Here is a 23962-nt window from a genome sequence, read left to right as displayed (position 1 = left end):
GCTTATGTCAGGGTTCAGGCCGCGGTTTCTGCGGGTTCCGCGGTATCGGCATCATTCCGGCGGGTCAGCAGCATGGCGTCGCCATAGCTGAAGAAGCGGTAGCGCTGCTCGACCGCATGGCGGTAAGTGGCGCGGATGGCTTCCACGCCGGCCAGCGCCGACACCAGCATCAGCAGCGTCGACTTGGGCAGGTGGAAGTTGGTGATCAGGGCATCGACCAGCCGGAAACGGTAGCCCGGGGTGATGAAGATATCGGTGTCGCCGCTGCCGGCGGTGAGCGTTCCATCAGGCTGCGCCGCCGATTCCAGCGCGCGCAGCGAAGTGGTGCCGACCGCGATCACGCGGCCGCCGCGGGCGCGCGTCTCGCGCACGGCCTGGGCCAGTTCCTCGGTGACGGCATACCACTCCGAATGCATCTTGTGCTCGGCCAGGTTCTCGGTGCGCACCGGCTGGAAGGTGCCGGCACCCACGTGCAGCGTCAGGAAGGCGCGGCGCACGCCGGCGGCATCCAGCCGCGCGAACAGTGCGTCGTCGAAGTGCAGGCCCGCGGTCGGCGCCGCCACGGCGCCAGGATTGCGCGCGTAGACGGTCTGGTAGCGGGTCTCGTCGTAGGCGTCGGGGTCGTGCGTGATATACGGCGGCAGCGGCAGGCGGCCGTAGCGCTCGATCAGGTCCAGCGCCGGCTCGGGGAAGCGTAGCGTGAAGAACTGGTCCACGCGTGGTCCGACCGTCACCGTGAAGGCGTCTTGGGCCAGGTGCAGAGCGCTGCCCTCGCCGGGCGTCTTCGAGGCGCGCACCTGGGCCAGCACGGTATGCGAGTCCAGCACGCGCTCGACCAGCACCTCGACCTTGCCGCCGCTGGGCTTGTGGCCGAAGAAGCGTGCCTTGATCACGCGCGTGTCGTTGAAGACCAGCAGGTCTTCGCGGCGCAGGTAGTCGACGATGTCGCTGAAGGCGCGGTCGACCAGGCGCACCGCATCGGCGGTGTCGGCGGGCGCGAGCCGTTCCACCACCAGCAGCCGGCTGGCGCTGCGGTCGGGCAGCGCGCTCTGGGCGATCAGTTCTGGCGGCAGCGGAAAATCGAAATCGGAAAGCGTCAACATCGTGGAAACGGCGCGCGGGGCCCGCGACGGGTCGGAAAGCGAGGCACAAAGCGGCACTCGCCGCCCGTAGTGGCGGCCGGCATGGGTACAATCGGCGAATCCGATATTGTAAGGCCACGGGCGTGCTTGCCGCCGGGCCGGGCGTGATACCGGCTATTTCGGCTATTTGCCGGCGTTCCTGCCCATGCCCGCTGCCCCAGCCGTCCCTGCCGCCTGTCTTCGCTGCCGATGCCCGGAACCGCCACCGAAACGAACGACCTGTCCGCCGATGCCGCCAAGGAGGCGGCCGCACCCGCGCGTGGCAAGGCGGGGGAGGGCAAGGGCAAGCCCGCATCGTCCACCACCTCGTCCGCCACCTCGTCGGCGGCAGCGCGCCTCGCCAAGCTCGGCCTGCGCCGCCCGGTCGACCTGGTGCTGCACCTGCCGATGCGCTACGAGGACGAGACCACGCTGGCGCCGATCGCCGATGCGATCCGCCGCGCGGGGCTCGGCCAGCCGGCGCAGGTGGAAGGCGAGGTCATCTCCAACGAAGTCACGTTCCGTCCGCGCCGCCAGCTGGTGGTCAAGATTGCCGACGCGTCCGGCGAGCTGACGCTGCGCTTCCTCAACTTCTACGGCAGCCAGACCAAGCAGATGGCCGAAGGCGTGCGGCTGCGCGTGCGCGGCGAGATCCGCGGCGGCTTTTTTGGTGCCGAGATGGTCCATCCGACGGTGCGGCCGGTGGTGGAGGGCGAAGCGCTGCCGGACCGGCTGACGCCGGTGTATCCGTCCACCGCGGGCATCGCGCAGGCCTACCTGCGCAAGGCCATCGGCGGCGCGCTGTCGCGCACGCCGATGCCGGAGACGCTGCCGCGCCCGGTGCTGCAGGGTCCGCTGGCGCGCCTGCACCTGCGCCCGCTGGCCGACTGCCTGCGCCTGCTGCATGCGCCGCCTCCTGAAGAAAGCGAAGCGGCGCTGGCCGACCGCACGCATCCGGCCTGGCAGCGCATCAAGTTCGACGAACTGCTGGCGCAGCAGATCTCGCTGCGGCGCGCGCACGCGGCGCGGCGCGAGAAGACCGCGCCGACCATGCCGCGCCGCGAAGGCGGCCTGCTGACGCGCTTCCTGGCGGCGCTGCCGTTCCGGCTGACCGGCGCGCAGGAACGCGTGGTGGCCGAGATCGCCGCCGACATGGCGCGCCCGCACCCGATGCATCGGCTGCTGCAGGGCGATGTGGGCAGCGGCAAGACCATCGTCGCCGCGCTGGCGGCGTGCCAGGCGATCGACGCCGGCTACCAGGCCGCGCTGATGGCGCCGACCGAAATCCTGGCCGAGCAGCACTTCCGCAAGCTGTCGGCCTGGCTGGAGCCGCTCGGCGTGCCGGTGGTCTGGCTGGCCGGCAGCCTGAAGGCGCGCGACAAGCGCGTGGCCGCGGCACGCGTGGAGTCGGGCGAGGCGCAACTGGTGATCGGCACCCATGCGCTGATCCAGGACACGGTGCGCTTCGCGAAGCTGGGCCTGTCGGTGGTCGACGAACAGCACCGCTTTGGCGTGGCGCAGCGCCTGGCCTTGCGCGGCAAGGCGGGCGCGACCGATGTGCCGGCGACCGATGTGCCGGCGCCCGATGTGCCGGCGACCGACACCGTGCCGCACCAGCTGATGATGTCGGCCACGCCGATCCCGCGCACGCTCGCCATGACGTATTACGCGGACCTGGACGTATCCGTGATCGACGAACTGCCGCCGGGCCGCACGCCGATCGTCACGCGCCTGGTCAACGACGAGCGGCGCGACGAAGTGATCGCGCGCATCCATCACGCCGCTGCAGAAGGCCGCCAGGTCTACTGGGTTTGTCCGCTGATCGAGGAAAGCGAGGCGCTGCAGCTGCAGACCGCGGTCGAGACCTATGAAACGCTGGTGGCCGCGCTGCCCGACCTGCGCGTCGGGCTGGTGCACGGCCGTCTGCCGCCTGCCGAAAAGGCCTCGGTGATGGATGACTTCAGCGCCAACCGCATGCAGGTGCTGGTCGCCACCACGGTGATCGAGGTGGGCGTGGACGTGCCCAACGCCTCGCTGATGGTGATCGAGCACGCCGAGCGCTTTGGCCTGGCGCAACTGCACCAGCTGCGCGGCCGCGTAGGGCGGGGCAGCGCCGAATCGGTGTGCCTGCTGATGTACCAGGCGCCGCTGTCGCCGACCGCGCGCGAGCGGCTGGCGACCATGCGCGAGACCACCGACGGTTTCGAGATCGCGCGCCGCGACCTGGAAATCCGCGGCCCGGGCGAGTTCCTCGGTGCGCGCCAGTCGGGCGAGGCCATGCTGCGCTTCGCCGACCTGCAGACCGACGCGTGGCTGGTGGAGTACGCGCAGGAAGCGGCCGAGCTGATGCTGGCACAGTTCCCCGAAGCGGTGGAAGCACACCTGTCGCGCTGGCTCGGCGGGCGCGAACACTACCTGAAGGCCTGATTGCGCCGGTGCTTGTGCCGCATCGTACGCATGCCGCACAAATCCCGGGGGCGCTCTGACAGATCCCGGAATCGAAGGTAAAATCTATCGCCTACCCGGAATTGATAAGTCATGACGCTCACTGAACTGAAGTACATCGTCGCCGTGGCGCGCGAGCGCCATTTCGGCCGGGCCGCCGAAGCCTGCTTCGTGTCGCAACCGACGCTGTCGGTGGCCATCAAGAAGCTGGAAGACGAACTCAACGTGCAGATCTTTGAGCGCGGCACCTCCGAGGTGTCGGTGACCAACATCGGCGAGCAGATCGTGGCGCAGGCCCAGCGCGTGCTCGAGCAGACCATGGCCATCCGCGAGATCGCCAAGCAGGGCAAGGACCCGCTGGCCGGGCCGCTGCGCGTGGGCGTGATCTACACCATCGGGCCATACCTGCTGCCATCGCTGGTCAAGCAGATGATCGGGACCGTGCCGCAGATGCCGCTGATGCTGCAGGAGAACTACACGCACAAGCTGATCGAGCTGCTCAAGCAGGGCGAGATCGATTGCGCGGTAATGGCCGAGCCGTTCCCCGATTCCGGCCTGACGGTGCGTCCGCTGTACGACGAGCCCTTCGTGGTCGCTGTGCCGCGCGGCCACCAGCTCGCCGAGGCGCGCGCGATCGACCCGGACGAGCTGAAGCGGCAGACCATGCTGCTGCTGGGCAGCGGCCACTGCTTCCGCGACCATGTACTGGGCGTGTGCCCGGAGCTGTCGCGCTTCTCGCAGGCCGCGGATGGCATCCAGAAGACGTTCGAAGGCTCCTCGCTGGAAACCATCCGGCATATGGTGGCCAGCGGCGTCGGCATTACCGTGCTGCCGCGTACCTCGGTACCCGACCTGAAGGCCAAGGGCGACATGCTGTCGTACGTGCCGTTCGCCGATCCGGTGCCTGACCGCCGCGTGGTGCTGGCCTGGCGCAAGAGCTTCACCCGCCTGCCGGCGATGGAAGCACTGGCCAATGCCGTGGCCGCCTGCGAGCTGCCCGGCGTGCGCAAGCTCGATGCCAAGGAGCTCGCGGAAGCCGCCTGATCCTCCAACCAGACGCAAGCCAGAGGCCGCAACGGGCTGTCCGTTGCGGCCTTTGTTTTTCTGTCCCCGCAGTACGGCATTTTCGGAGCCTGCCTTCGCTCCATCACTTTGCGCCGGCATGAAACCGCGGCAAGTCGAATAGATTTGACCTAATACATAGGTATAAATAATTAAATTCTCAGCGTAATAGTTTGTTTGTAGACTGCCTTCTACCATGCCGACTGGCATCGAACCAGGCAAGGAGCCGATCATAAGCACCAGTGCCCAGTCCATTTCCGGCACAACGATCAAGCGCCCGTTCTCTCTCCGCATGGGGCGCTACCTGCTCGATTGCCTTGCCTGCTACGCCGCCGCCAACTGAGGCGGAATTCTCTTCCAGCCCACCCACAACAAGAGGAATAGATGAGCAAGAAGGACACTCTCACCACCGCAGCCGGCGCACCCGTTGCCGACAACCAGAACTCGCAGACCGCCGGCCCGCGCGGCCCGATGCTGCTGCAGGACGTCTGGTTCCTCGAAAAACTGGCCCACTTCGACCGTGAAGTCATTCCCGAGCGCCGCGTGCATGCCAAGGGCTCCGGTGCCTACGGCACGTTCCGGGTCACGCACGACATCACGAAATACACCAAGGCCTCGATCTTCGCCGAAATCGGCAAGGAAACGCCGCTGTTTATCCGCTTTTCGACCGTCGCCGGCGAGCGTGGCGCGGCCGATGCCGAGCGCGACGTGCGCGGGTTCTCGGTCAAGTTCTATACCGATGAAGGCAACTGGGACGTGGTGGGCAACAACACGCCGGTGTTCTTCGTGCGCGATCCGCTCAAGTTTCCCGACTTCATCCACACGCAGAAACGCAACCCGCGCACCAACCTGCGCGACCCGATCGCGGTGTGGGACTTCTGGTCGCGCCATCCGGAATCGCTGCACCAGGTCACCATCCTGATGAGCGACCGGGGCCTGCCGCAGAACTATCGGCAGATCCACGGCTTCGGCTCGCATACGTATTCGTTCATCAACGCCAACAACGAGCGCTTCTACGTCAAGTTCCACTTCAAGTCGCAGCAAGGCATTGCCAACTGGACCAATGAAGAGGCGGCCAAGGTGGTGGCGAACGACCGCGAGAGCGCGCAGCGCGACCTGTTCGGGAATATCGAGCAGGGCAACTTCCCGCGCTGGAACCTGCGCGTGCAGATCATGCCGGAGGCGGACGCGGTCAGGTACCACATCAACCCGTTCGATTTGACCAAGGTCTGGCCGCACAAGGACTACCCGCTGATCGACGTAGGCGTGCTGGAGTTGAACCGCAACCCGGACAACTATTTTGCCGAGGTCGAGCAGGTGGCGATGAATCCCGCCAATATTGTGCCGGGCATCGGCTTTTCGCCCGACAAGATGTTGCAAGGCCGCCTGTTCTCGTACGGCGACACGCAGCGCTACCGGCTCGGCATCAACCACCACCAGATCCCCGTGAATGCGCCGCAATGCCCGTTCCACAATACCTTCCACCGCGACGGTGCGATGCGCGTGGACGGAAACCAGGGCGGCAAGCTGAACTACGAACCGAACCGCGAAAGCGCCTACAGCGCCAGCGAACGCGCGATCGAGCCGCCGCTCGCGCTCGACGGCGCGGCCGACCGCTGGGACCACCGCGTCGACACGGACTACTACAGCCAGCCCGGCGCGCTGTTCCGGTTGTTCGACGAGGGCCAGCGCCAGCGTCTGTTCGCCAATATCGCGGCGGCAATGCAGGGCGTGCCGGAAGAGATCGCGCGCAAGCAGATCGAGCACTTCACCAAGGCCGATCCGGCCTACGGCGAGGGCGTGAAGCGCGCGCTTGACCTGAAGTAACCGTCTGGCGCGGCTGGCATGGCCGCCGCGCCTGGGAGAACCACCATGGCAATGATCCGGTTCTTTATCGACGAGTGGCGCAAGCTTTGGCATGACGGCCATGACAAGCCCGAGCGCCCCGATGCCGCGCGGCTGCGCCACAAGCTGTGGCGCAAGGAAGTCGGCGTCGGCGTGATCCTGATCGGCGCCGCGGTGGTCTTTATCGAGATAGTCCGGGGTTTGTCCGGGATCGCCGGCTAATGCAATAATGCGGGTAACGCGCCGCCCGGAACCGTGTTTTCGGCAATTCCGGCGGCGCTCCTCGTGCTTTACCAGAACGGAGCGTACCTACCATGGCAAAGAAGAATGAGATGAGCGTGAACATCGGTATTTCCGACAAGGACCGCAAGAAGATCGCGGAAGGCCTGTCCAAGCTGCTGGCAGACACCTACACCCTCTACCTCAAGACCCATAACTTCCACTGGAACGTGACGGGGCCCATGTTCAATACGCTGCATCTGATGTTCGAGACGCAGTACACCGAACTGGCGCTGGCCGTGGATTCGATCGCCGAGCGCATCCGCGCGCTGGGCTATCCGGCACCGGGCACCTACAAGGAATACGCCCGCCTGTCGTCGATCGCCGAAGAAGAGGGCGTGCCCGAGGCGACCGAGATGATCCGCAAGCTGGTCGAAGGCCAGGAAGCCGTGGTGCGCACCGCACGCTCGCTCTTCCCGGTGATCGACGCCGCCGGCGACGAGCCGTCGGCCGACCTGCTGACCCAGCGCATGCAGACGCACGAGAAGACCGCGTGGATGCTGCGCGCGATGCTCGCCTGACGCCTTTGAGCGACTTCCGGCCGCGGCCACGCGGCGGCCGGCATTGCGCGCTGCAGCCATCCGGGCTGTGGCGCGTTTTCATTGAATCTTCCTTCCCGGATCCCCGCCGTGCAGTCCCTGTCGCCATTGCCTCCTCCTTCCATGCTTGAACGCCTTTCCCTCTACGCGCGCCTGGTGCGCATCGACAAGCCGATCGGCACGCTGCTGCTGTTGTGGCCGACGTTGTGGGCCATGTGGATGGCAGCCGGCGGGCCGCCGTCGTGGGGATTGTTCTGGATCTTCGTGGCAGGGACGTTTTTGATGCGCTCGGCGGGATGCGCGATCAATGACTGGGCGGATCGGGATTTTGACAGGCATGTGAAGCGGACCAAGGAGCGGCCGCTGACTGCCGGCAAGATCGCCGCCTGGGAAGCGCTTGCTGTTGCTGCGGTGCTGGCGCTGGTGGCGTTTACGCTGGTGCTGCCGCTTAATGCCTTGACCAAGTGGCTCGCCGTGGTGGCGGCGGTAGTGGCGGGGACTTATCCGTTCTTCAAGCGGTTCTTTGCGATTCCGCAGGCTTATCTCGGGATTGCATTCGGGTTTGGCATTCCGATGGCGTTTGCCGCGATCCAGGATCAGGTGCCGCCGGTGGCGTGGGTGATGTTGCTGGCCAATGTGTTTTGGGCGGTGGCTTATGACACGGCTTATGCGATGGTGGATCGGGATGATGATCTGCTGATCGGGATGAAGACTTCGGCGATTACGTTTGGTCGCTTTGATGTCTTTGCGATTATGGTTTGCTATGCGGCGTTTCTGGTGCTGATGGCTTTGGCAGGATTAATGCTGGGACTTGGGTGGCCGTATTGGGTTGGGCTGGCTGCGGCGGGTGTTTGTGCGGGGTATCACTACACGCTGATCCGGGGGCGGGATCGGATGAGGTGTTTTGCTGCCTTTCGGCATAACAATTGGCTGGGGGCGTGTGTTTTTGTTGGGACGGCGTTGGCTTATTTGATTGTGTGATTCTTGATTGATGGCCGACGGCTCATGCTATTGATGACATGTTGTCGGCTGTTTTAGTGCTCGCATATCGCTGCTTGTGACATGCTGTCGGCCGTTGAACCGCCTGGTTCCGCCCTCCTGGGCGGGTCACTTTTTGCCCGAGCGGCAAAAAGTAACCAAAAAGCGCGTTACGGCCCTGCGGGCGGCCACTCTTATCGTAGTGTGCCGGGGCTTTCGTACGGGGCTTTGCTTCGTTGCGGGGCAGGACTGCCTGACGCCGTGGTGCGCCACGGTGGCTCTGGATTGACGCGATGTTTGAACGAGCCCAGAGCTGTGAGTGGCCCCTGCTGCGGGCGTCATGGTAGGAACGCCTTCGGCTGCGCTGCGCGCCGGCCCTAAGGGCAAGGCCGCCCCCCCACGTCCTCGCCCGGGCTTCGGGCCCGACGTCATTCACGACGGCGCTGTGCGAGCGCAGCGACGCACTCCGTGCCCGAGCCCTAAATTCCCGATACTGCCGGCGCGCAGCGCAGCCGAAGGCGTTCCTGTGTTGACGCCTGCAGCAGGCGGCCTACGCCCGGCATGGGGATAGTTCAATAGTGGGTCGACGTAGCCGCTATCCCAGACTCACCTGGCGTAGCAGGTCCGAACCACTAGCCACATCGAACGGAAATCACCACCGCCCGAACCACCCACGCCGATAACTTGATAGCCAGCCGCTCAGGCGACACGTTTTTTGGTTACTTTTTGTCGCTCGGACAAAAAGTGACCCGCCCAGGAGGGCGGAACCAGGCGCTTCAACGGCCGCAGCATGTCACCAACGGCGACAGCGGACACCTAAACGCCCGACAGCATGTCATCAGCAGCGAAAGCCCACGAGCACTAGTCCTTCCCAAACTCCCCCCCCATCTCCGCCCCCCGAGCCGCGGCAGCATGCATCGCGCGCACGAAAGCATCACCAATCCCAGCCGCCTCCATTGCTGTCAGCGCGGCATAAGTCGTACCGCCCTTTGAAGTCACCCGTTCCCGCAGCGTCGAAACCGCCTCCGAAGACTGCCCAGCCAGCGCCGCAGCACCGCGAAAAGTCTCAACCGCCAGCTCGCGCCCCTGCTCCGCACTCAGTCCCAGCTCAGTAGCTGCCCGCTGCATCGCCTCGATGAAATAGAAGACATAGGCCGGGCCACTGCCGGAGATGGCGGTGACGCCATCGATCTGCGCATCATTCTCGACCCACACACACTTGCCCACAGCCTGCGCCACGGCGCTGGCAACATCCCGGTCAGCCGACGACAATCCTTCCGCCGCCGCCAGGCCAGTCATCCCCATCCCCGCCAGTGCCGGCGTATTCGGCATCGCCCGCACCAGCCGGTTGCGTCCACCCAGCCACCGCTGCATGTCCTGCAACCGGATCCCGGCCGCCACGCTGATCACCAGGTTGCCATCGCCCGCCGGCAGGTATGGCAGCAGCTGCGCCGCAGCCTCGCGGAACTGCTGCGGCTTGACCGCCAGCACCAGCACGTCACTGGCGCCGAATGCCGCATCCGGCGCCCCCGCGGCATGGACGCCGAGATCGCGCGACAGGCGCTGCTGCGCCTCCGGGAAAGGATCGACCACGCGGATCGAACCAGCGGGAACGCCGCGGGCGATCAGGCCGCCGATCAGCGCGGAGGCCATATTGCCGCCGCCGAGAAAGCCGAAGGTGAGGGTATCGAGCATGGGTGTCTCTGCAGTGTCTGGATTGATATTGGCGCCGGCTCAGCCGCGCGCACCGAAGATCGCGGTGCCGATCCGCACCAGGTTGGCGCCCTCGGCGATGGCGGCTTCCATGTCGCCCGACATGCCCATCGATAGCGTGTCGAGGTCCAGGCCGTTCTCCCGCAGCCCGCCCAGCAGCGCGCGCATGGCGGCAAACGGCCGCCGCTGGGCAACGGGATCGTCTTCAGGTTCGGGAATCGCCATCAGGCCCCGCAGCCGCAGGCCGGGCAGCGCGGCCACGGCCTGTGCCAGCGCCGGCACCTCAGCCGGCGCGACGCCGCTCTTGCTGGCTTCGCCACTGATATTGACCTGGAGGCAGACCTGCAGCGGCGCCATCCCGGCCGGGCGCTGCGCCGACAGCCGCTCGGCGATCTTGAGCCGGTCGATGGCATGCGCCCAGTCGAAATGCTCCGCCACCGGTCGCGTCTTGTTGCTTTGCAGCGGGCCGATGAAATGCCACTGCAACCGGCCCCGCAAATCGGCCAGCGCGGCGATTTTCTCCACCCCTTCCTGGACATAGTTCTCGCCAAAGGCGAACTGACCGGCCTCGGCGGCGGCGCGTACGCGGTCAGCGGATACGGTCTTGGAAACGGCCAGCAGGGCGATGTCGCCGGGCTGCCTGCCAGCCTGTTGTGCGGCCGCCGCAATGCGCTGGTTCACGGCTTGCAAGTTGGCGGCAATCACAGACATAATCCGGCGGACATATAAGAAGTACTTAAAGTACTGATAACTATTTCAGGGTGGGGTCATTATAGATGGACATCGCGCAGCTATTGGCTTTCGCCGTCAAGAACAAGGCGTCCGATCTTCATCTGTCATCGGACATGCCGCCGATGGTCCGGATCCACGGCGACATGCGCCGGATCAATGTCGCGGCGATGGCGCACAAGGATGTCCACGCCATGGTGTACGACATCATGAGCGACACCCAGCGCAAGCTCTACGAAGAACGGCTGGAAATCGACTTCTCGTTCGAGATTGCCGGCCTGTCGCGCTTCCGGGTCAATGCCTACAACACGCAGCGCGGCGCCGCCGCGGTGTTCCGTACCATTCCCTCCAAGGTCCTGACGCTGGAAGAGCTGCGCGCGCCGGCGGTGTTCGCCGACCTGTGCATGAAGCCGCGCGGACTGGTGCTGGTGACGGGGCCGACCGGTTCAGGCAAGTCCACCACGCTGGCGGCGATGGTCGACCATCGCAACGAAAACGACATGGGTCACATCCTGACGGTGGAAGACCCGATTGAATTCGTCCACAACTCCAAGAAAAGCCTGATCAACCAGCGCGAGCTGGGGCCGCACACGCATTCGTTCGCCAACGCGCTGCGCTCGGCGCTGCGTGAAGATCCGGACGTCATCCTCGTGGGCGAATTGCGCGACCTGGAAACCATCCGCCTGGCGCTGACCGCGGCCGAAACCGGCCACCTCGTCTTCGGCACGCTGCACACCAGTTCCGCGGCCAAGACCATCGACCGTGTGGTCGACGTGTTCCCGCCGGAAGAAAAGGACATGGTGCGCACCATGCTGTCCGAATCGCTGGAAGCGGTGATCTCGCAGACGCTGCTGAAGACCCGCGACGGCAACGGCCGCACGGCCGCGCACGAAATCATGATCGCCACGCCGGCAATCCGGCACCTGATCCGCGAGAACAAGATCGCGCAGATGTACTCGATGATGCAGACCAGCAGCGGGCTGGGCATGCAGACGCTGGACCAGTGCCTGTCGGACCTGATCAAGCGCAGCGCCATCAGCTACAACGACGCGCGCGCCATTGCCAAGAACCCCGACGCATTCATGGGCTGAGGCCCGCACCGACGTTTGCCTCCTGGCCGCCGCACGCATGCGGCTGCCGCACTCCTGCAGGACACCGCCATGCTCGATCGCGAATCCGCCGCCAAGTACATCAACGACCTGCTGGAGCTGATGGTCAGCAACCGCGGCTCGGACCTGTTCATCACCGCCGACTTCCCGCCGGCGATCAAGGTCGACGGCAAGATCACGCCGGTGTCGCAGCAGCCGCTGAACCCGACGCAGGCGCTGGGCCTGGTGCGCTCGGTGATGAACGAGCGGCAGGTGCAGGACTTCGACACCAGCCGCGAATGCAACTTCGCCATCACCGCGCCCAAGGCGGGGCGCTTCCGGGTGTCGGCGTTTATCCAGCAGGGGAAGGCCGGCATGGTGGTGCGGACCATCAATACGCGGATTCCGTCGGTGGCGGACCTGGACCTGCCCCCGACGCTGCATGACATCGTGATGTCCAAGCGCGGCCTGGTGATCGTGACCGGCGCGACCGGGTCGGGCAAGTCGACCACGCTGGCGGCGATGCTCGACCACCGCAACGCGCATTCCTACGGCCACATCATCACCATCGAGGACCCGATCGAATACGTGCATGCGCACCAGAACTGCGTCGTCACGCAGCGCGAGGTCGGCATCGATACCGAGTCTTGGCACGTGGCGCTGAAGAACACGCTGCGCCAGGCGCCCGACGTGATCCTGATCGGCGAAATCCGCGACCGCGAGACCATGGAGTACGCGATGCAGTACGCGGAAACCGGCCACCTGTGCCTGGCCACGCTGCACGCCAACAACGCCAACCAGGCGATCGATCGCGTGGTCAACTTCTTCCCCGAGGAAAAGCGCCAGCAGTTGCTGATCGACCTGTCGCTGAACCTGAAGGCGATGGTGTCGCAGCGGCTGCTGCCGCGCGCCGGGCGCAAGGGCCGCGTGCCGGCGGTGGAGATCATGATCGGCACGCCGCTGGTGGCCGACCTGATCTTCAAGGGCGAGATCCACGAGCTGAAGGAAGTCATCAAGAAATCGCGCGAGCAGGGCATGATCTCGTTCGACCAGGCGCTGTTCGACCTGTACGAGGAAGGCAAGATCACCTATGAGGATGCGCTGCGCAATGCCGACTCGCTCAATGACCTGCGCCTGATGATCAAGCTGCACAGCGCGCGCGCCAAGGACACCGACCTGGGCGCCGGCACCGAGCACCTGAACGTGATCTAGAGTCCGGCTGCCGTGCACGCCAGCGCGCATGGGCGTATGCTTCGGCCACGAGCAAGCAGTCCGCAGGAGTCTGCCATGAGCAATATCTACCAGTTCGATGCCAATTCGCTGTCGGGGCAACCCGTGCCGCTGTCGCAGTTCCACGGCAAGGTGCTGCTGGTCGTCAATACCGCCAGCGAATGCGGCTTTACGCCGCAGTATGCCGGCCTGCAGAAGCTGTATGAGGAGTATCGCGAGCGCGGGCTGGAAGTGCTGGGCTTCCCGTGCAACCAGTTCGGCAAGCAGGAGCCGGGCGATGCGCAGCAGATCGGCCAGTTCTGCGAATCGCGCTTCAGCGTGAGCTTCCCGATGTTCGCCAAGATCGACGTCAACGGCGAGCAGGCGCATCCGCTGTACCGCTGGCTCACCACCGAGAAGCGCGGCGTGCTGGGCACGCAGGGCATCAAGTGGAATTTCACCAAGTTCCTGGTGCGGCGCGATGGCACGGTGTACGAACGCTACGCCCCGACCACCAAGCCGGAAGAGCTGCGCAAGGATATCGAGACGCTGCTGTCCGATCCGGCGGCCTGAGCTACGCGCCGCTGGCGCGCACCGCGCGCAGGAAGCCGTTGAGCGACCGGTCCGGGGTTTCATGGAAATGGTCGTCCAGCATGCGGATGGCGCGGCAGCGGTCGAGGCGGAAGCTGCGGTAGTCCGAGCGCGTGGTGCACCACGCCGCCAGCAGCCACGCATTGCCCCAGAAGAACAGGCCCAGCGGCATCACCACGCGTTCGGTGATGCGCTGCTGCGCGTCGCAGTAGTCGAGCAGCAGCAGCTTCTGCTCGCCCAGCGCGCCGTGCACCACGTCGAAGGCCTCGCGCACGTGCGACTGGTTGACGTACTCGGGTGCGAACACGCGGCTTTGTTGCGCCGCCAGCCGGCGCGGCGGGGGCAAGGCGGCGACCAGCTTCTCCAGCGCCGGATCGGCCGCGGCGGCGAGCGCGCCGCCGCCCCAGGCTTTCAGCAGCCGCAGGCCGGCCACCAGCGCTTCCACTTCCATGGCACTGAACATCAGCGGCGGGACATCGAAATCGGCGCGCAGCCGGTAGCCGATGCCGGCCTCACCCTCGACCGGCACGCCTGACAGCGACAGCGCCTGGATATCGCGATAGACCGTGCGCTCCGACACGCCGAGCCGCTGCGCCAGCAGCGCCGCCGTGGTCAGGCGGCGGCCGCGCAGGACCTGGACGATCTGGAAGAGGCGATCGGCGCGGCGGCTCATCCGTGGCGGCTTCCCTTATGTGGCACAGGTTCCCTTATCCGGCAAATGGCTCGTGCAGCCCGATGCGGTTGCCTTCGCTGTCGGTGATATGCGCGATGCGGCCGATCTCGCCCGGCAGGCGCAGCGGCCCGAACACGGTCTTGCCGCCGGCGCGCGCGGCGCGCTCCAGCAGCGCGTCCAGCTCGGGTGCGTGCAGGTAGGGCACCGTGCCGTAGTAGTTGCTGGGACGGTAGCCTTCGCCGGCAACCAGCGCGCCGCCGGGATCGGGGTGCGGGAATACGGCCATGTCGACCTGGCTCATGGTCTCGCGGCGCAGCCTGGTATCGAAGACTTGTTCGTAGAATCCGATGGCGCGGACCATGTCGACGACAGGGATCTCCAGCCAGTTGATCAGACGGTTGCTCATGACGGGCTCCTTGGTTCCGGTTGATGGGGAGTGAGGAGCTCGCATCATGCGCGGGGGCTGCTGACAGCGTGCTGTCAGGAGGCTGTCAGTGTGGCATCCACGCCGCCATCACCGGCACCAGGATCGCGGTCAGCACGCCGTTCAGCCCCATGCCGAGCGCGGCGAAGGCGCCGGCTTCCTGGTTCACCTGGAACGCGCGCGCGGTGCCGATGCCATGCGCAGCCACGCCGGTGGCAAAGCCGCGCACGCTGTAGTCGCGGATGCGCAGCAGGTTCAGCAGGCTGGTCGCGCTGACCGCGCCGATGATGCCGGTGCCCATCACCAGCACCGCGGTCAGCGATGGCAGGCCCCCGATCTTCTCGGCCACGCCCATCGCAATCGGGATGGTCACGGATTTTGGCGCCAGCGAGCGCACGGTCTCGGGCGAGGCACCCAGCAGCCAGGCGATGCCGACCGCCGATACCACCGCGACCACCGAGCCGGCCACCAGGCCGGCCAGCAGCGGGAACACATGGGTGCGCAGCTTGGGCAGCTGCATGTACAGCGGCACCGCCAGTGCCACGGTGGCCGGTCCGAGCAGGAAGTGCACGAACTGCGCGCCGTCGAAGTAGGTCTTGTACGGCGTGCCGGTGACGGTCAGCACCGTGACCAGCAGCGCCACCGCGATCATCACCGGGTTGGCCAGCGGCGAGAAGCGCGACTTCTCGTAGATGCGGAAGGCAAAGACGTAGGCGAGCAGCGTGGCCGTCAGGCCGACCAGCGGGCTCGCGGCCAGGTAGACCCAGATCTCGTTGAGGCGTGGCGTCATCATGCCTGTTCTCCCTCCGCACCGGCGTTGGGCGCGCCGGTGCGCTTGCGCATCAGCAGGCGCGTGACTACCGCGGTGGTGGCGATGGCGAGCCAGGTGGAAATCACCAGCGCCACCAGGATCGGCATCCATTCGCCTTCGATGCGGTTGGCGTGCACCATGATGCCGACGCCGGCGGGGACGAACAGCAGCGACAGGTGCTTGAGCAGTTCGCTGGTGGTGCCCTGGATGATGGGCAACAGGCGGTCGTCGAAGACGAGCCAGCCGAACAGCAGGATCATGCCGAGCACGGGGCCGGGCACGGGCAGGCGCAGCGCGTAGCTGATCACCTCCCCGACGGATTGGAAAACCAGCAGGATGGCAAAGGTCTGGAGCATGGGGGCGGTCGTGGTTGCGCATTTCGCCCCTCTCCCGCAAGCGGGAGAGGGGAGACAACCACGGCCTTGCTCCGGCCGGGGGATGTTATCCCAGCATCCGGTCGACCAGTTCGACCCAGTGCATCACCGGCGTATCGGTACCGCTTTGCAGGTGCGTGATGCAGCCGATATTGGCTGACACGATGGCTTCGGGCTGCGTGGCCTGCAGTTTGCCGAGCTTGTCGTCGCGCAGGCGGTAGGCCAGTTCCGGCTGCAGCACTGAATACGTGCCCGCCGAGCCGCAGCACAGGTGGCTGTCAGCGCAGAGTTTGACCTCCACGCCGAGGTCGGTCAAGAGTGCCTCCACCTTGCCGCGGATCTGCTGGCCGTGCTGCAGCGTGCAGGGCGGGTGGTAAGCGACGCGCCGGCTGTCGCGCGGCACCGCGCCGGCCAGGGCGTGCAGGTCGTCGGCAAAGTCCGGCAGGATCTCGGACAAGTCGCGCGTCAATGCGGAAACGCGTCGCGCGCGCTCCGCGTACTTTGGATCGTTGCGCAGCAAATGCCCGTAGTCCTTGACCATCGCGCCGCAGCCGGAGGCGGTCATCACGATAGCCTCGGCGCCGGCTTCGATATGCGGCCACCACGCATCGATATTGCGGCGCATATTGTCGAGGCCGCCGTCGTGGTCGCCGGTGTGGAAACGGATTGCCCCGCAGCAGCCCGCCTCGCGCGCCACCACCAGTTGCACGCCGACACGGTCGAACACGCGCGCGGTCGCGGCATTGATGTTGGGCGACATCGCCGGCTGCACGCAACCGTCGAGCAACAACATCTTGCGTGCGTGGACATTGCGGGGCCAGGTGCCGGCTTCGGCGGCTTGCGACAGCGCCGGCACCTTGTTGCGCAGCGCGCCCGGCAGCATCGGCCGCACCATCTGGCCAAGCCGCAGCGCGGTGCTGAACAGCTTCGGGCGCGTCAGCCCCTCGCGCAGCACCCAGCGCGCCATGCGCTGGCCGGCGGGGCGCTGGATGCCTTCGGCTTCGAGCTTGTCGTCGACCACCTTGCGGCCGATGTCGACCAGGCGCCCGTAGCGCACGCCCGACGGGCAGGTCGACTCGCAGTTGCGGCAGGTCAGGCAGCGGTCCAGGTGCAGGCGCGTGCTTTCGGTGATGGCATTGCCTTCCAGCACCTGCTTCATCAGGTAGATGCGCCCGCGCGGCCCGTCGAGTTCGTCGCCGAGCAGTTGATACGTCGGGCACGTGGCGGTGCAGAAGCCGCAATGCACGCATTTGCCGACGATGGATTTGGCTTCCTCGCCTTCGGGCGTGTTGCGGAGAAAATCGGCCAGGGTCGTTTGCATGGTGTGGGGAGGTCTTTGCCTGGGCGTGGGAACGCTTGGGTGGTCCGGATCAGAGTCCGGGATACATGCGCTGCGGATTGAAGATGCCGGCCGGGTCGAAGGTCGCCTTCAGGCGGCGGTGGATTGCCGCCAGCGGCGAGGCCAGCGGCGTGAACACGCCCACCGACTTGTCGCCGTTGCGGAACAGCGTGGCATGGCCGCCGGCGGCCTGGGCCACGGCGCGCACGCTTTCGGCATCGGTCCTGGTGGCGCCATCGGCGGGCAGCCACCAGCGCTGGCCGCCGCCCCATTCCACCAGTTGCTGGCCCGGCAGGTCCAGCGGCGCGGCGACCGGCGGCACCGCCAGGCGCCACAGCGCGCGGCCCGCGTGCGCCGGCGCGAAGAAGGCATGGGTCTGCTCGCGCAGCGATTGCCACAGCGCGGTGGCCACGGCGGCATCGACACGCTCGCCACCCAGTCGTGCGCATGCGGCGCGCACCGCCGCGGTGGCGCCTGCCAGGCGCACGTGCAGCACGCCGTCATGCCAGGCTGACGCGGCCAGCGGCAGCGGCTGGCCGCCCCACTGGTTCAGCTGCCGGATCGCATCGGCCTGCGCCAGCTCGAAGCGCAGCGTGGCTTCGTCGAACGGCGCGGGCAGCACCTTGAGCGACACTTCCAGCACCAGCCCGAGCGTGCCCAGCGAGCCCGCCAGTAGCCGCGAGACATCGTAGCCGGCCACGTTCTTCATCACCTGGCCGCCGAAGTTCATCACCTCGCCCTTGCCGTCCATCAGCTGCGCCCCCAGCACGAAGTCGCGCAGCGCGCCGACCGACTGCCGGCGCGGGCCTGACAAGCCGGCGGCCACCGCGCCGCCCAGCGTGGCCGCGCTGGCCTGGCCGGGCAGCGCGAAGTGGGGCGGCTCGAAGGCCAGCACCTGGCGCTTCCCGGCCAGCGCGGCTTCGACTTCCGCCAGCGGCGTGCCGCAGCGCGCCGTGATCACCAGCTCGGCCGGGTCGTAGTCGACGATGCCGGCGTAGGCGCGCGTGTCCAGCACCTGGCCTTCAGGTGCCTGGCCGTAGAAGTCCTTGCTGCCGCCACCGCGCAGCCGCAGCGGCGTGCGGGTTTCGGTGGCTTGCCTGACGGCGTCGCGGAAGGCGTCGAGGGTGGCTTGCATATGCGTGGGTGGTGCGTGGCTGATGAGGAGGAGATTGTTTCCGTCGCGGCTCAGGATCCGGGCTTGCCGTCGCGGCCGCCGGGGACTTCAGGCCTGTCGTTCTGGTAATCCGGCAGCGCGCTGCCGCAGTGCTTGCAGTACATCGCGTCGGGCTCGTGGCCCTCGGTCAGGCAATGGGTGCAGGTGCGCGTGGTCAGCGGCTTCTTCAGGATGCTTGCGGCCAGCTCGGCGCCGACGATGCCGGTGGGGAAGGCGATGATGCCGTAGCCCAGCAGGATCGTCAGCGAGGTGATGAACTGGCCCAGCGGCGTCTTCGGCACCATGTCGCCGAAGCCGGTGGTGGTGAGCGTGACCACCGCCCAGTACATGGCGAGCGGAATGCTGTGGAAACCGTGCTCGGGACCTTCGACCACATACATCACCGTGCCCAGGATCACGGTGATGATGAACACCGTGCCCAGGAACACGAAGATCTTGCGCCGGCTGTTGATCAGCGCGTTGTACAGGATCTCCGCTTCCTCGAAATACACCGTCAGCTTGAGGATCCGGAAAACGCGCAACAGCCGCAGCAGGCGCACGTCGATCAGGAAGTGCAGTTCCGGCACGAAGAACGCGAGCCACGTCGGCATGATCGAAATGAAGTCGATGATGCCGTAGAAGCTGAAGACATAGCGCCATGGCCTGCGCACCACGAGGATGCGCATCACGTACTCGGCCGTGAAGATCAGCGTGAAGCCCCACTCCAGCACGGTGAACAGCGTGCCGAGCCGGTCATGGACGGCGGGCAGGCTGTCGAGCATCACCACCATTACGCTGGCGACGATCGCGATCAGCAGCGCGACGTCGAAAATGCGCCCTTCGCGCGTGTCGGCCTCGAAGATGATGGTGTACCAGCGCTGGCGCCAGCCGGTCTCGGGCTGGCCCAGGCGCTGGCGGACCACCGCTTCCTGGTACTGGCGTCGGCGTTCGTTGGCCATGGCGCGGGCTTCAGAAGCGCGGCAGGTCCGGATGCGGCAGCAGTCCCTTCCTGACGTGCATCTTGCCGTATTCCGCGCAGCGCGCCAGCGTGGGGATGGCCTTGTCGGGGTTCAGCAGGCGGGCCGGGTCGAAGGCTGCCTTGACGCCGAAGAACGCCTCGCGCTCGCTGGGCGAGAACTGCACGCACATCGAGTTGAGCTTCTCCACGCCCACGCCATGCTCGCCGGTGACGGTGCCGCCGAGCTCGACGCACGCTTCCAGGATGTCGGCGCCGAACAGCTCGGCACGGTGCCATTCGTCCTGGTCCGAGCCATCGAACAGGATCAGCGGGTGCATGTTGCCATCGCCGGCATGGAACACGTTGATGCAGCGCAGGCCGTACTTGCGCTCCATCTCTTCGATGCGGCGCAGCAGCGTGCCGATGTGCTTGCGCGGGATGGTGCCGTCCATGCAGTAATAGTCCGGCGAAATGCGGCCCGCGGCGGGGAAGGCATTCTTGCGCCCGCTCCAGAAGCGCAGGCGCTCGGCTTCGTTCTGCGAGACCACGATGCGGGTGCAGCCCGACGCCTTCAGCACCGCGCTCATGCGCTCGATCTCTTCCGCCACTTCCTCGGGCGTGCCATCGGATTCGCACAGCAGGATGGCGGCGGCATCGAGGTCATAGCCGGCGTGCACGAACTCTTCCACCGCGGCGGTGGCGGGCTTGTCCATCATCTCCAGCCCGGCCGGGATGATGCCGGCGGCGATCACGTCGGCCACCGCATTGCCGCCTTTCTCGACGTCGTCGAAGCACGCCATGATGACTTGCGCCAGCTGCGGCTTGGGGATCAGGCGCACGGTCACCTCGGTGACCACGGCCAGCATGCCTTCGGAGCCGATCACCGCGGCTAGCAGATCCAGGCCGGGCGAATCGGGCGCATCCGAACCGAACACCACCACCTCGCCTTCCATGGTCACGGCGCGCACGCGCAGCACGTTGTGCACGGTCAGGCCGTACTTCAGGCAATGCACGCCGCCGGAGTTCTCGCTGACGTTGCCGCCTATGGTGCAGGCGATCTGCGAGGAGGGATCGGGCGCGTAGTAGAGGTTGTGGGGCGCGGCGGCATCGGAGATGGCCAGGTTGCGCACGCCGGGCTGGACCACCGCGGTGCGCGAATACGGGTCGACCGACAGGATGCGCTTGAACTTGGCCAGCGACAGCACCAGGCCCTCGGCGATCGGCATGGCGCCGCCGGACAGGCTGGTGCCGGCGCCGCGCGGCACCACCGGCACGCCCAGCTTGTGGCACAGGCGGAGGATTGCGCAGACCTGTTCCTCGGTGTCGGGCAGGGCCACGGCCATCGGCACCTGGCGGTACGCGGCGAGGCCGTCGCACTCGTAGGGCACGGTGTCCTCCGGCCTGGACAGCAGCGCGGCGTCCGGCAGGATCTGCGCCAGGCCGGCTAGCAGCGCATTGCGGCGGCCTTCGGCGGTGGCCTGCGCGCCTGCGGTGCCTTCGGTGGCGAGGGTGCGGGCTTCGTGCGGGGCATTCATGGCGACTCCTGGACTCTGGTCGGGCCGGCGGGCGGCCCGCCGTGGGGACGGCTGACGGGACGGCTGACTATAGCGCAGCCCTCATGCCGCGGGCACCACCAGGCACGTGAATTCCGCATGGCAAGCCGATCAAAAATGCTCATCATGGCCAGGCAGGCACCGGCCCCGGTTTCAGCGTAGCACCGGCCGGCGAGTGCAGGAAATGCGGCGCCCCCGCCTCAGCGTGCCGGGGCCGGCAGCCGCAGCACCATGTCGAGCTTGTCGTAGAAGTGCGGCGCGACATACAGCGCGTCGGGCTCCAGGCCGAAACGCTCGAAGCCAAGCGATTCGTACAGCCGCACCGCACCGGCGCTGCCGGCATTGACGCACAGGATCACCTGGCGCACGCCTTCCATGGCGGCGGCCTGCTCCAGCACGCGCTCCATCAGCGCGCGCCCGAGCTTCCTGTCGCGCCAGCCCGGCGCCACATACATGCCGAAGATCGATGCCTTGTGCCAGTGCTTGCGGCGCGGCTCGCGCATGATGCCGACCACGCCGGCCAGTGCGGTGCCGTCGAAGGCGCCGTATACGGCCTTGTCGGCGCTCGGCGCGAGGCGCTGCGCCACCACTTCCGGCGACAGGTCCCGTTCTTCTTCCAGGCTGGCGGCAAAGGCTTCCGGCGCCTCGGCCAGGCCCTGCAGGCGCAGCGCATGGAAGGCTTCGGCATCGGCGGGGGTCAGCAGCCGGATCTCCAGGTTCTGCATACGGGCGGTCTCCTACCAGTCCAGGCTTAGCAGCCAGTCGACGAAATAGCGTGCCTCGGGCTTCAGCGGCGCCTGCTCGCGCTCGACGATGTAATAGCCGTGCGGCGATACCGACTCGATATCGAGCAGCCGCACCATCTGCCCCAGCGACAGCCAGTGCCGCGCCATGCGCTGGCGCACCAGCGCCACGCCCTGGTTGGATGCGATCGCTTCCAGCATCAGGCCGATGTCGTTGAACTGCGGCCCGGTCTGCGGCTCGGGCCAGTCCAGTCCGGCGGTCTCGAACCACGGCTTCCACGGCTCCAGCGGGCTGCGCAGCAGCACCAGGCCGTGCAGGTGCTCGGGCTTGGTGATGGCGCGGCCGTTGACGCGCTCGTAGTATTCGCGCCCGCATGCCGGGAACACCGGTTCGACCAGCAATTTCGTGGTCTTCAGGTCGGGGTAGCGGCCGGTGCCGTAGCGGATCTCGACGTCGGTGTCCTCGGCCTTGACGTCGAGGAACGGGATCGCCAGGTGCAGTTCCAGGTCGATGTGCGGGTACAGCGCGCCGAACTCGGGCAGCCGCGGCACCAGGTGCTGGCGCCCGAACGTCGGCGGGATCGCCACGCGCAGCCGCGTGCGCAGCTTGTTGTACTCGGGCCGCGCCAGCTCGTTCAGCGACTTGAGCGCGTCCTGCACGTTACGCAGGTAGCGCGTGCCGGCCGCGGTCAGCCGCAGCGCGGCGTTGGCGCGCACGAACAGGTCGTCGCCCCACAGCTCCTCGAGGTTCTTGATGCGGTGCGATACGGCGCTGGGCGTGACCGACAGCTCCTCGGCCGCGCGCGCGAAGCTGCCCAGCCGCGCGGCGGCCTCGAAGGCGATCAGCAGGTGCAGCGGCGGGACGCGGTTGAACATGGAAGCCATGCCGGCCGGTTCAGTGCGCGCCGCCGCGCGTGGCACTGAAGATCTTGCCCGGGTTGAGGATATGGTTGGGATCGAGCGCGTCCTTGATCACGCGCATCAGGTCGAGCGCATCCTCGCCGTGCTCCTTCACCAGGAAGCGCTGCTTGTGCAGCCCCACGCCGTGCTCGCCGGTGCAGGTGCCGCCCATCGCCAGCGCGCGTTCGACGATGCGCTGGTTGATGGCCTCGGCCTCGGCCATTTCCTCCGGCTTGTCCGGGTCGACCAGGATCGCCACGTGGAAATTGCCGTCGCCGACGTGGCCGACGATCGGGCAGGGCAGGGCGGAGGCGTTGAGGTCCTTTTCGGTTTCAGTCACGCACTCGGCCAGGCGCGAGATCGGCACGCACACGTCGGTGGTGACCGACTTGCAGCCGGGCTTGAGCTGCAGCATCGCAAAGTACGCGGTATGGCGCGCGTTCCACAGCCGGCTGCGGTCCTCGGGGCGCGTGGCCCACTCGAAGCCCTGGCCGCCGTGCTCGGCGGTGATCTGCTGCACGGTCTCGGCCTGCTCGCGCACGCCGGCCTCGGTGCCGTGGAATTCGAAGAACAGGTGCGGCGTCTCCGGCAGCGTCAGGTTGTCGTGGCGGTTGATGGCGCGGATCGCCAGCGCATCGACGAATTCAACACGCGCCACCGGCACGCCAAGCTGAATGGTCTGGATCACGGCCTGCACCGCGCTGCCCATGCTGGGGAAGGCGCACACCGCGGCCGAGATCGCCTCCGGCTGCGGGTAGAGCCGCACCGTGACCTCCGTGATGATGCCGAGCGTGCCTTCGCTGCCGATGAAGAGGCGGGTCAGGTCATAGCCGGCCGACGACTTGCGCGCGTGCGTGCCGGTGCGGATCACGCGGCCATCGGCGGTTACCACGGTCAGCGCCAGCACGTTCTCGCGCATGGTGCCGTAGCGCACCGCGTTGGTCCCGGAGGCGCGCGTCGCGCACATGCCGCCCAGCGACGCGTCCGCGCCCGGGTCGATCGGGAAGAACAGGCCGGTGTCCTTGATTTCCTGGTTCAGCTGCTTGCGCGTGACACCGGGCTGCACGGTCACGGTCAGGTCCTCGGGCTGCACCGCCAGCACGCGGTTCATCTGCGACAGGTCGAGGCTGACGCCGCCGGCGACGGCCAGCAGGTGCCCTTCCAGCGACGAGCCGGCGCCGTAGGGAATGAGCGGTACGCCGTGGTGGTTGCACAGGCGCGCCACCTCGGCGACTTCGTCGGTGCTGTGGGCGAACACGACCGCATCCGGCGCGGCCGGCGGGAACGGCGATTCATCGCGCCCATGGTGCTCGCGCACGCCGGCCGAGGTGGTGAAGCGCTCGCCGAAGCGCGCCGCGAGGGCTTCGCTGAAGGCGGGCGGCAGGGGGCGGCGTTCGAGCGCGGCGGGCGGCGTGGGGTGGTTCATGCGGGTCTC

Annotated in this window: 24 protein-coding genes; 10 read left to right on the top strand and 14 right to left on the bottom strand. The window is 67.0% G+C overall.

The window, feature by feature from the left end; translation table 11 throughout:
* Positions 1 to 14 precede the first annotated feature (14 nt).
* Entirely contained in the window at positions 15 to 1103 is a 1089-nt protein-coding gene (gene queA / locus AC5WJ1_RS14030; protein ID WP_195431946.1) for a tRNA preQ1(34) S-adenosylmethionine ribosyltransferase-isomerase QueA, read from the bottom strand.
* Between the two features lie 228 nt (positions 1104 to 1331).
* Between queA and recG the strand changes: the two genes are divergently transcribed.
* From recG to ubiA, 7 genes are all read left to right on the top strand, one after another.
* On the top strand, positions 1332 to 3548 hold the full coding sequence (gene recG / locus AC5WJ1_RS14025; protein ID WP_195431945.1) for an ATP-dependent DNA helicase RecG: 2217 nt from the start codon (positions 1332 to 1334) through the stop codon (positions 3546 to 3548).
* Between the two features lie 111 nt (positions 3549 to 3659).
* Positions 3660 to 4610 carry a LysR substrate-binding domain-containing protein gene (locus tag AC5WJ1_RS14020; RefSeq protein ID WP_133092283.1) on the top strand — a complete coding sequence of 317 codons (951 nt, stop codon included), beginning with the start codon at positions 3660 to 3662 and terminating at the stop codon, positions 4608 to 4610.
* A gap of 214 nt (positions 4611 to 4824) precedes the next feature.
* Positions 4825 to 4971, top strand: coding sequence for a hypothetical protein (locus AC5WJ1_RS14015; RefSeq protein WP_494476169.1), 147 nt, complete (start codon positions 4825 to 4827; stop codon positions 4969 to 4971).
* A gap of 41 nt (positions 4972 to 5012) precedes the next feature.
* On the top strand, positions 5013 to 6455 hold the full coding sequence (locus AC5WJ1_RS14010; RefSeq protein ID WP_494476168.1) for a catalase: 1443 nt from the start codon (positions 5013 to 5015) through the stop codon (positions 6453 to 6455).
* A 45-nt stretch (positions 6456 to 6500) separates the two neighbouring features.
* Positions 6501 to 6695 (top strand): hypothetical protein, encoded by a 195-nt coding sequence (locus tag AC5WJ1_RS14005; RefSeq protein ID WP_135705900.1) that lies wholly within the window; start codon positions 6501 to 6503, stop codon positions 6693 to 6695.
* Between the two features lie 92 nt (positions 6696 to 6787).
* A complete protein-coding gene (locus AC5WJ1_RS14000; protein ID WP_010815054.1) occupies positions 6788 to 7273 on the top strand; it encodes a Dps family protein in 486 nt (161 codons plus the stop codon).
* Between the two features lie 141 nt (positions 7274 to 7414).
* Positions 7415 to 8272 carry a 4-hydroxybenzoate octaprenyltransferase gene (gene ubiA, locus AC5WJ1_RS13995; RefSeq protein ID WP_195431948.1) on the top strand — a complete coding sequence of 286 codons (858 nt, stop codon included), beginning with the start codon at positions 7415 to 7417 and terminating at the stop codon, positions 8270 to 8272.
* An 858-nt stretch (positions 8273 to 9130) separates the two neighbouring features.
* Here the strand turns inward: ubiA and proC are convergent.
* Both proC and AC5WJ1_RS13985 read right to left on the bottom strand, forming a co-directional pair.
* Entirely contained in the window at positions 9131 to 9964 is an 834-nt protein-coding gene (gene proC / locus AC5WJ1_RS13990) for a pyrroline-5-carboxylate reductase (RefSeq protein WP_135705899.1), read from the bottom strand.
* A gap of 39 nt (positions 9965 to 10003) precedes the next feature.
* Complete coding sequence (locus AC5WJ1_RS13985; RefSeq protein WP_133092278.1) at positions 10004 to 10693, bottom strand: YggS family pyridoxal phosphate-dependent enzyme; 690 nt, start codon at positions 10691 to 10693, stop codon at positions 10004 to 10006.
* Positions 10694 to 10758: 65 nt separating this feature from the next.
* Here AC5WJ1_RS13985 and AC5WJ1_RS13980 point away from each other — a divergent pair, with 65 nt between their 5' ends.
* The 3 genes from AC5WJ1_RS13980 to AC5WJ1_RS13970 all read left to right on the top strand — a co-directional run bounded on the left by AC5WJ1_RS13980 (position 10759) and on the right by AC5WJ1_RS13970 (position 13581).
* A complete protein-coding gene (locus tag AC5WJ1_RS13980) occupies positions 10759 to 11802 on the top strand; it encodes a type IV pilus twitching motility protein PilT (protein WP_063240245.1) in 1044 nt (347 codons plus the stop codon).
* A 69-nt stretch (positions 11803 to 11871) separates the two neighbouring features.
* On the top strand, positions 11872 to 13011 hold the full coding sequence (locus AC5WJ1_RS13975; RefSeq protein WP_133092277.1) for a PilT/PilU family type 4a pilus ATPase: 1140 nt from the start codon (positions 11872 to 11874) through the stop codon (positions 13009 to 13011).
* Positions 13012 to 13086: 75 nt separating this feature from the next.
* A complete protein-coding gene (locus AC5WJ1_RS13970; protein WP_135705898.1) occupies positions 13087 to 13581 on the top strand; it encodes a glutathione peroxidase in 495 nt (164 codons plus the stop codon).
* Position 13582: 1 nt separating this feature from the next.
* Here the strand turns inward: AC5WJ1_RS13970 and AC5WJ1_RS13965 are convergent, their stop codons facing one another.
* From AC5WJ1_RS13965 to AC5WJ1_RS13915, 11 genes are all read right to left on the bottom strand, one after another.
* A complete protein-coding gene (locus AC5WJ1_RS13965) occupies positions 13583 to 14272 on the bottom strand; it encodes a helix-turn-helix transcriptional regulator (protein WP_195431943.1) in 690 nt (229 codons plus the stop codon).
* Positions 14273 to 14306: 34 nt separating this feature from the next.
* Positions 14307 to 14678: a VOC family protein gene (locus AC5WJ1_RS13960; protein ID WP_195431942.1), complete on the bottom strand. Its 372-nt coding sequence runs from the start codon at positions 14676 to 14678 to the stop codon at positions 14307 to 14309.
* 85 nt (positions 14679 to 14763) lie between these two features.
* Positions 14764 to 15489 carry an LrgB family protein gene (locus tag AC5WJ1_RS13955; RefSeq protein WP_133092273.1) on the bottom strand — a complete coding sequence of 242 codons (726 nt, stop codon included), beginning with the start codon at positions 15487 to 15489 and terminating at the stop codon, positions 14764 to 14766.
* On the bottom strand, positions 15486 to 15863 hold the full coding sequence (locus tag AC5WJ1_RS13950; RefSeq protein WP_434033414.1) for a CidA/LrgA family protein: 378 nt from the start codon (positions 15861 to 15863) through the stop codon (positions 15486 to 15488). Before AC5WJ1_RS13950 ends, AC5WJ1_RS13955 begins: the two co-directional genes overlap by 4 nt.
* A gap of 85 nt (positions 15864 to 15948) precedes the next feature.
* Positions 15949 to 17202 carry a glycolate oxidase subunit GlcF gene (gene glcF / locus AC5WJ1_RS13945; RefSeq protein WP_135705895.1) on the bottom strand — a complete coding sequence of 418 codons (1254 nt, stop codon included), beginning with the start codon at positions 17200 to 17202 and terminating at the stop codon, positions 15949 to 15951.
* 49 nt (positions 17203 to 17251) lie between these two features.
* Positions 17252 to 18355, bottom strand: coding sequence for a glycolate oxidase subunit GlcE (gene glcE, locus AC5WJ1_RS13940; RefSeq protein ID WP_133092270.1), 1104 nt, complete (start codon positions 18353 to 18355; stop codon positions 17252 to 17254).
* Positions 18356 to 18405: 50 nt separating this feature from the next.
* Complete coding sequence (locus tag AC5WJ1_RS13935; protein ID WP_135705894.1) at positions 18406 to 19332, bottom strand: ion transporter; 927 nt, start codon at positions 19330 to 19332, stop codon at positions 18406 to 18408.
* A 10-nt stretch (positions 19333 to 19342) separates the two neighbouring features.
* Entirely contained in the window at positions 19343 to 20866 is a 1524-nt protein-coding gene (locus AC5WJ1_RS13930) for an FAD-linked oxidase C-terminal domain-containing protein (RefSeq protein ID WP_135705893.1), read from the bottom strand.
* A gap of 218 nt (positions 20867 to 21084) precedes the next feature.
* Positions 21085 to 21600: a GNAT family N-acetyltransferase gene (locus AC5WJ1_RS13925; RefSeq protein ID WP_135706305.1), complete on the bottom strand. Its 516-nt coding sequence runs from the start codon at positions 21598 to 21600 to the stop codon at positions 21085 to 21087.
* Between the two features lie 21 nt (positions 21601 to 21621).
* Complete coding sequence (locus AC5WJ1_RS13920; RefSeq protein WP_494476167.1) at positions 21622 to 22512, bottom strand: LysR substrate-binding domain-containing protein; 891 nt, start codon at positions 22510 to 22512, stop codon at positions 21622 to 21624.
* Positions 22513 to 22522: 10 nt separating this feature from the next.
* Positions 22523 to 23953, bottom strand: a complete 1431-nt coding sequence (locus AC5WJ1_RS13915) for an FAD-binding oxidoreductase (RefSeq protein ID WP_133092265.1) — start codon at positions 23951 to 23953, stop codon at positions 22523 to 22525.
* Between the last annotated feature and the right edge of the window lie 9 nt (positions 23954 to 23962).

The sequence above is a fragment of the Cupriavidus sp. MEYA8 genome (assembly GCF_059278825.1).
The sequence above is the reverse complement of the archived record's forward strand: the minus strand, read 5'-3'. Positions and strand labels throughout refer to the sequence as shown.

Coding starts and splice junctions, on each gene's coding strand:
- queA (WP_195431946.1), bottom strand. CDS start 1,103: ATGTTGACGCTTTCCGATTTCGATTTTCCGCTGCCGCCAGAACTGATC.
- recG (WP_195431945.1), top strand. CDS start 1,332: ATGCCCGGAACCGCCACCGAAACGAACGACCTGTCCGCCGATGCCGCC.
- AC5WJ1_RS14020 (WP_133092283.1), top strand. CDS start 3,660: ATGACGCTCACTGAACTGAAGTACATCGTCGCCGTGGCGCGCGAGCGC.
- AC5WJ1_RS14015 (WP_494476169.1), top strand. CDS start 4,825: ATGCCGACTGGCATCGAACCAGGCAAGGAGCCGATCATAAGCACCAGT.
- AC5WJ1_RS14010 (WP_494476168.1), top strand. CDS start 5,013: ATGAGCAAGAAGGACACTCTCACCACCGCAGCCGGCGCACCCGTTGCC.
- AC5WJ1_RS14005 (WP_135705900.1), top strand. CDS start 6,501: ATGGCAATGATCCGGTTCTTTATCGACGAGTGGCGCAAGCTTTGGCAT.
- AC5WJ1_RS14000 (WP_010815054.1), top strand. CDS start 6,788: ATGGCAAAGAAGAATGAGATGAGCGTGAACATCGGTATTTCCGACAAG.
- ubiA (WP_195431948.1), top strand. CDS start 7,415: ATGCTTGAACGCCTTTCCCTCTACGCGCGCCTGGTGCGCATCGACAAG.
- proC (WP_135705899.1), bottom strand. CDS start 9,964: ATGCTCGATACCCTCACCTTCGGCTTTCTCGGCGGCGGCAATATGGCC.
- AC5WJ1_RS13985 (WP_133092278.1), bottom strand. CDS start 10,693: ATGTCTGTGATTGCCGCCAACTTGCAAGCCGTGAACCAGCGCATTGCG.
- AC5WJ1_RS13980 (WP_063240245.1), top strand. CDS start 10,759: ATGGACATCGCGCAGCTATTGGCTTTCGCCGTCAAGAACAAGGCGTCC.
- AC5WJ1_RS13975 (WP_133092277.1), top strand. CDS start 11,872: ATGCTCGATCGCGAATCCGCCGCCAAGTACATCAACGACCTGCTGGAG.
- AC5WJ1_RS13970 (WP_135705898.1), top strand. CDS start 13,087: ATGAGCAATATCTACCAGTTCGATGCCAATTCGCTGTCGGGGCAACCC.
- AC5WJ1_RS13965 (WP_195431943.1), bottom strand. CDS start 14,272: ATGAGCCGCCGCGCCGATCGCCTCTTCCAGATCGTCCAGGTCCTGCGC.
- AC5WJ1_RS13960 (WP_195431942.1), bottom strand. CDS start 14,678: ATGAGCAACCGTCTGATCAACTGGCTGGAGATCCCTGTCGTCGACATG.
- AC5WJ1_RS13955 (WP_133092273.1), bottom strand. CDS start 15,489: ATGATGACGCCACGCCTCAACGAGATCTGGGTCTACCTGGCCGCGAGC.
- AC5WJ1_RS13950 (WP_434033414.1), bottom strand. CDS start 15,863: ATGCTCCAGACCTTTGCCATCCTGCTGGTTTTCCAATCCGTCGGGGAG.
- glcF (WP_135705895.1), bottom strand. CDS start 17,202: ATGCAAACGACCCTGGCCGATTTTCTCCGCAACACGCCCGAAGGCGAG.
- glcE (WP_133092270.1), bottom strand. CDS start 18,355: ATGCAAGCCACCCTCGACGCCTTCCGCGACGCCGTCAGGCAAGCCACC.
- AC5WJ1_RS13935 (WP_135705894.1), bottom strand. CDS start 19,332: ATGGCCAACGAACGCCGACGCCAGTACCAGGAAGCGGTGGTCCGCCAG.
- AC5WJ1_RS13930 (WP_135705893.1), bottom strand. CDS start 20,866: ATGAATGCCCCGCACGAAGCCCGCACCCTCGCCACCGAAGGCACCGCA.
- AC5WJ1_RS13920 (WP_494476167.1), bottom strand. CDS start 22,512: ATGGCTTCCATGTTCAACCGCGTCCCGCCGCTGCACCTGCTGATCGCC.
- AC5WJ1_RS13915 (WP_133092265.1), bottom strand. CDS start 23,953: ATGAACCACCCCACGCCGCCCGCCGCGCTCGAACGCCGCCCCCTGCCG.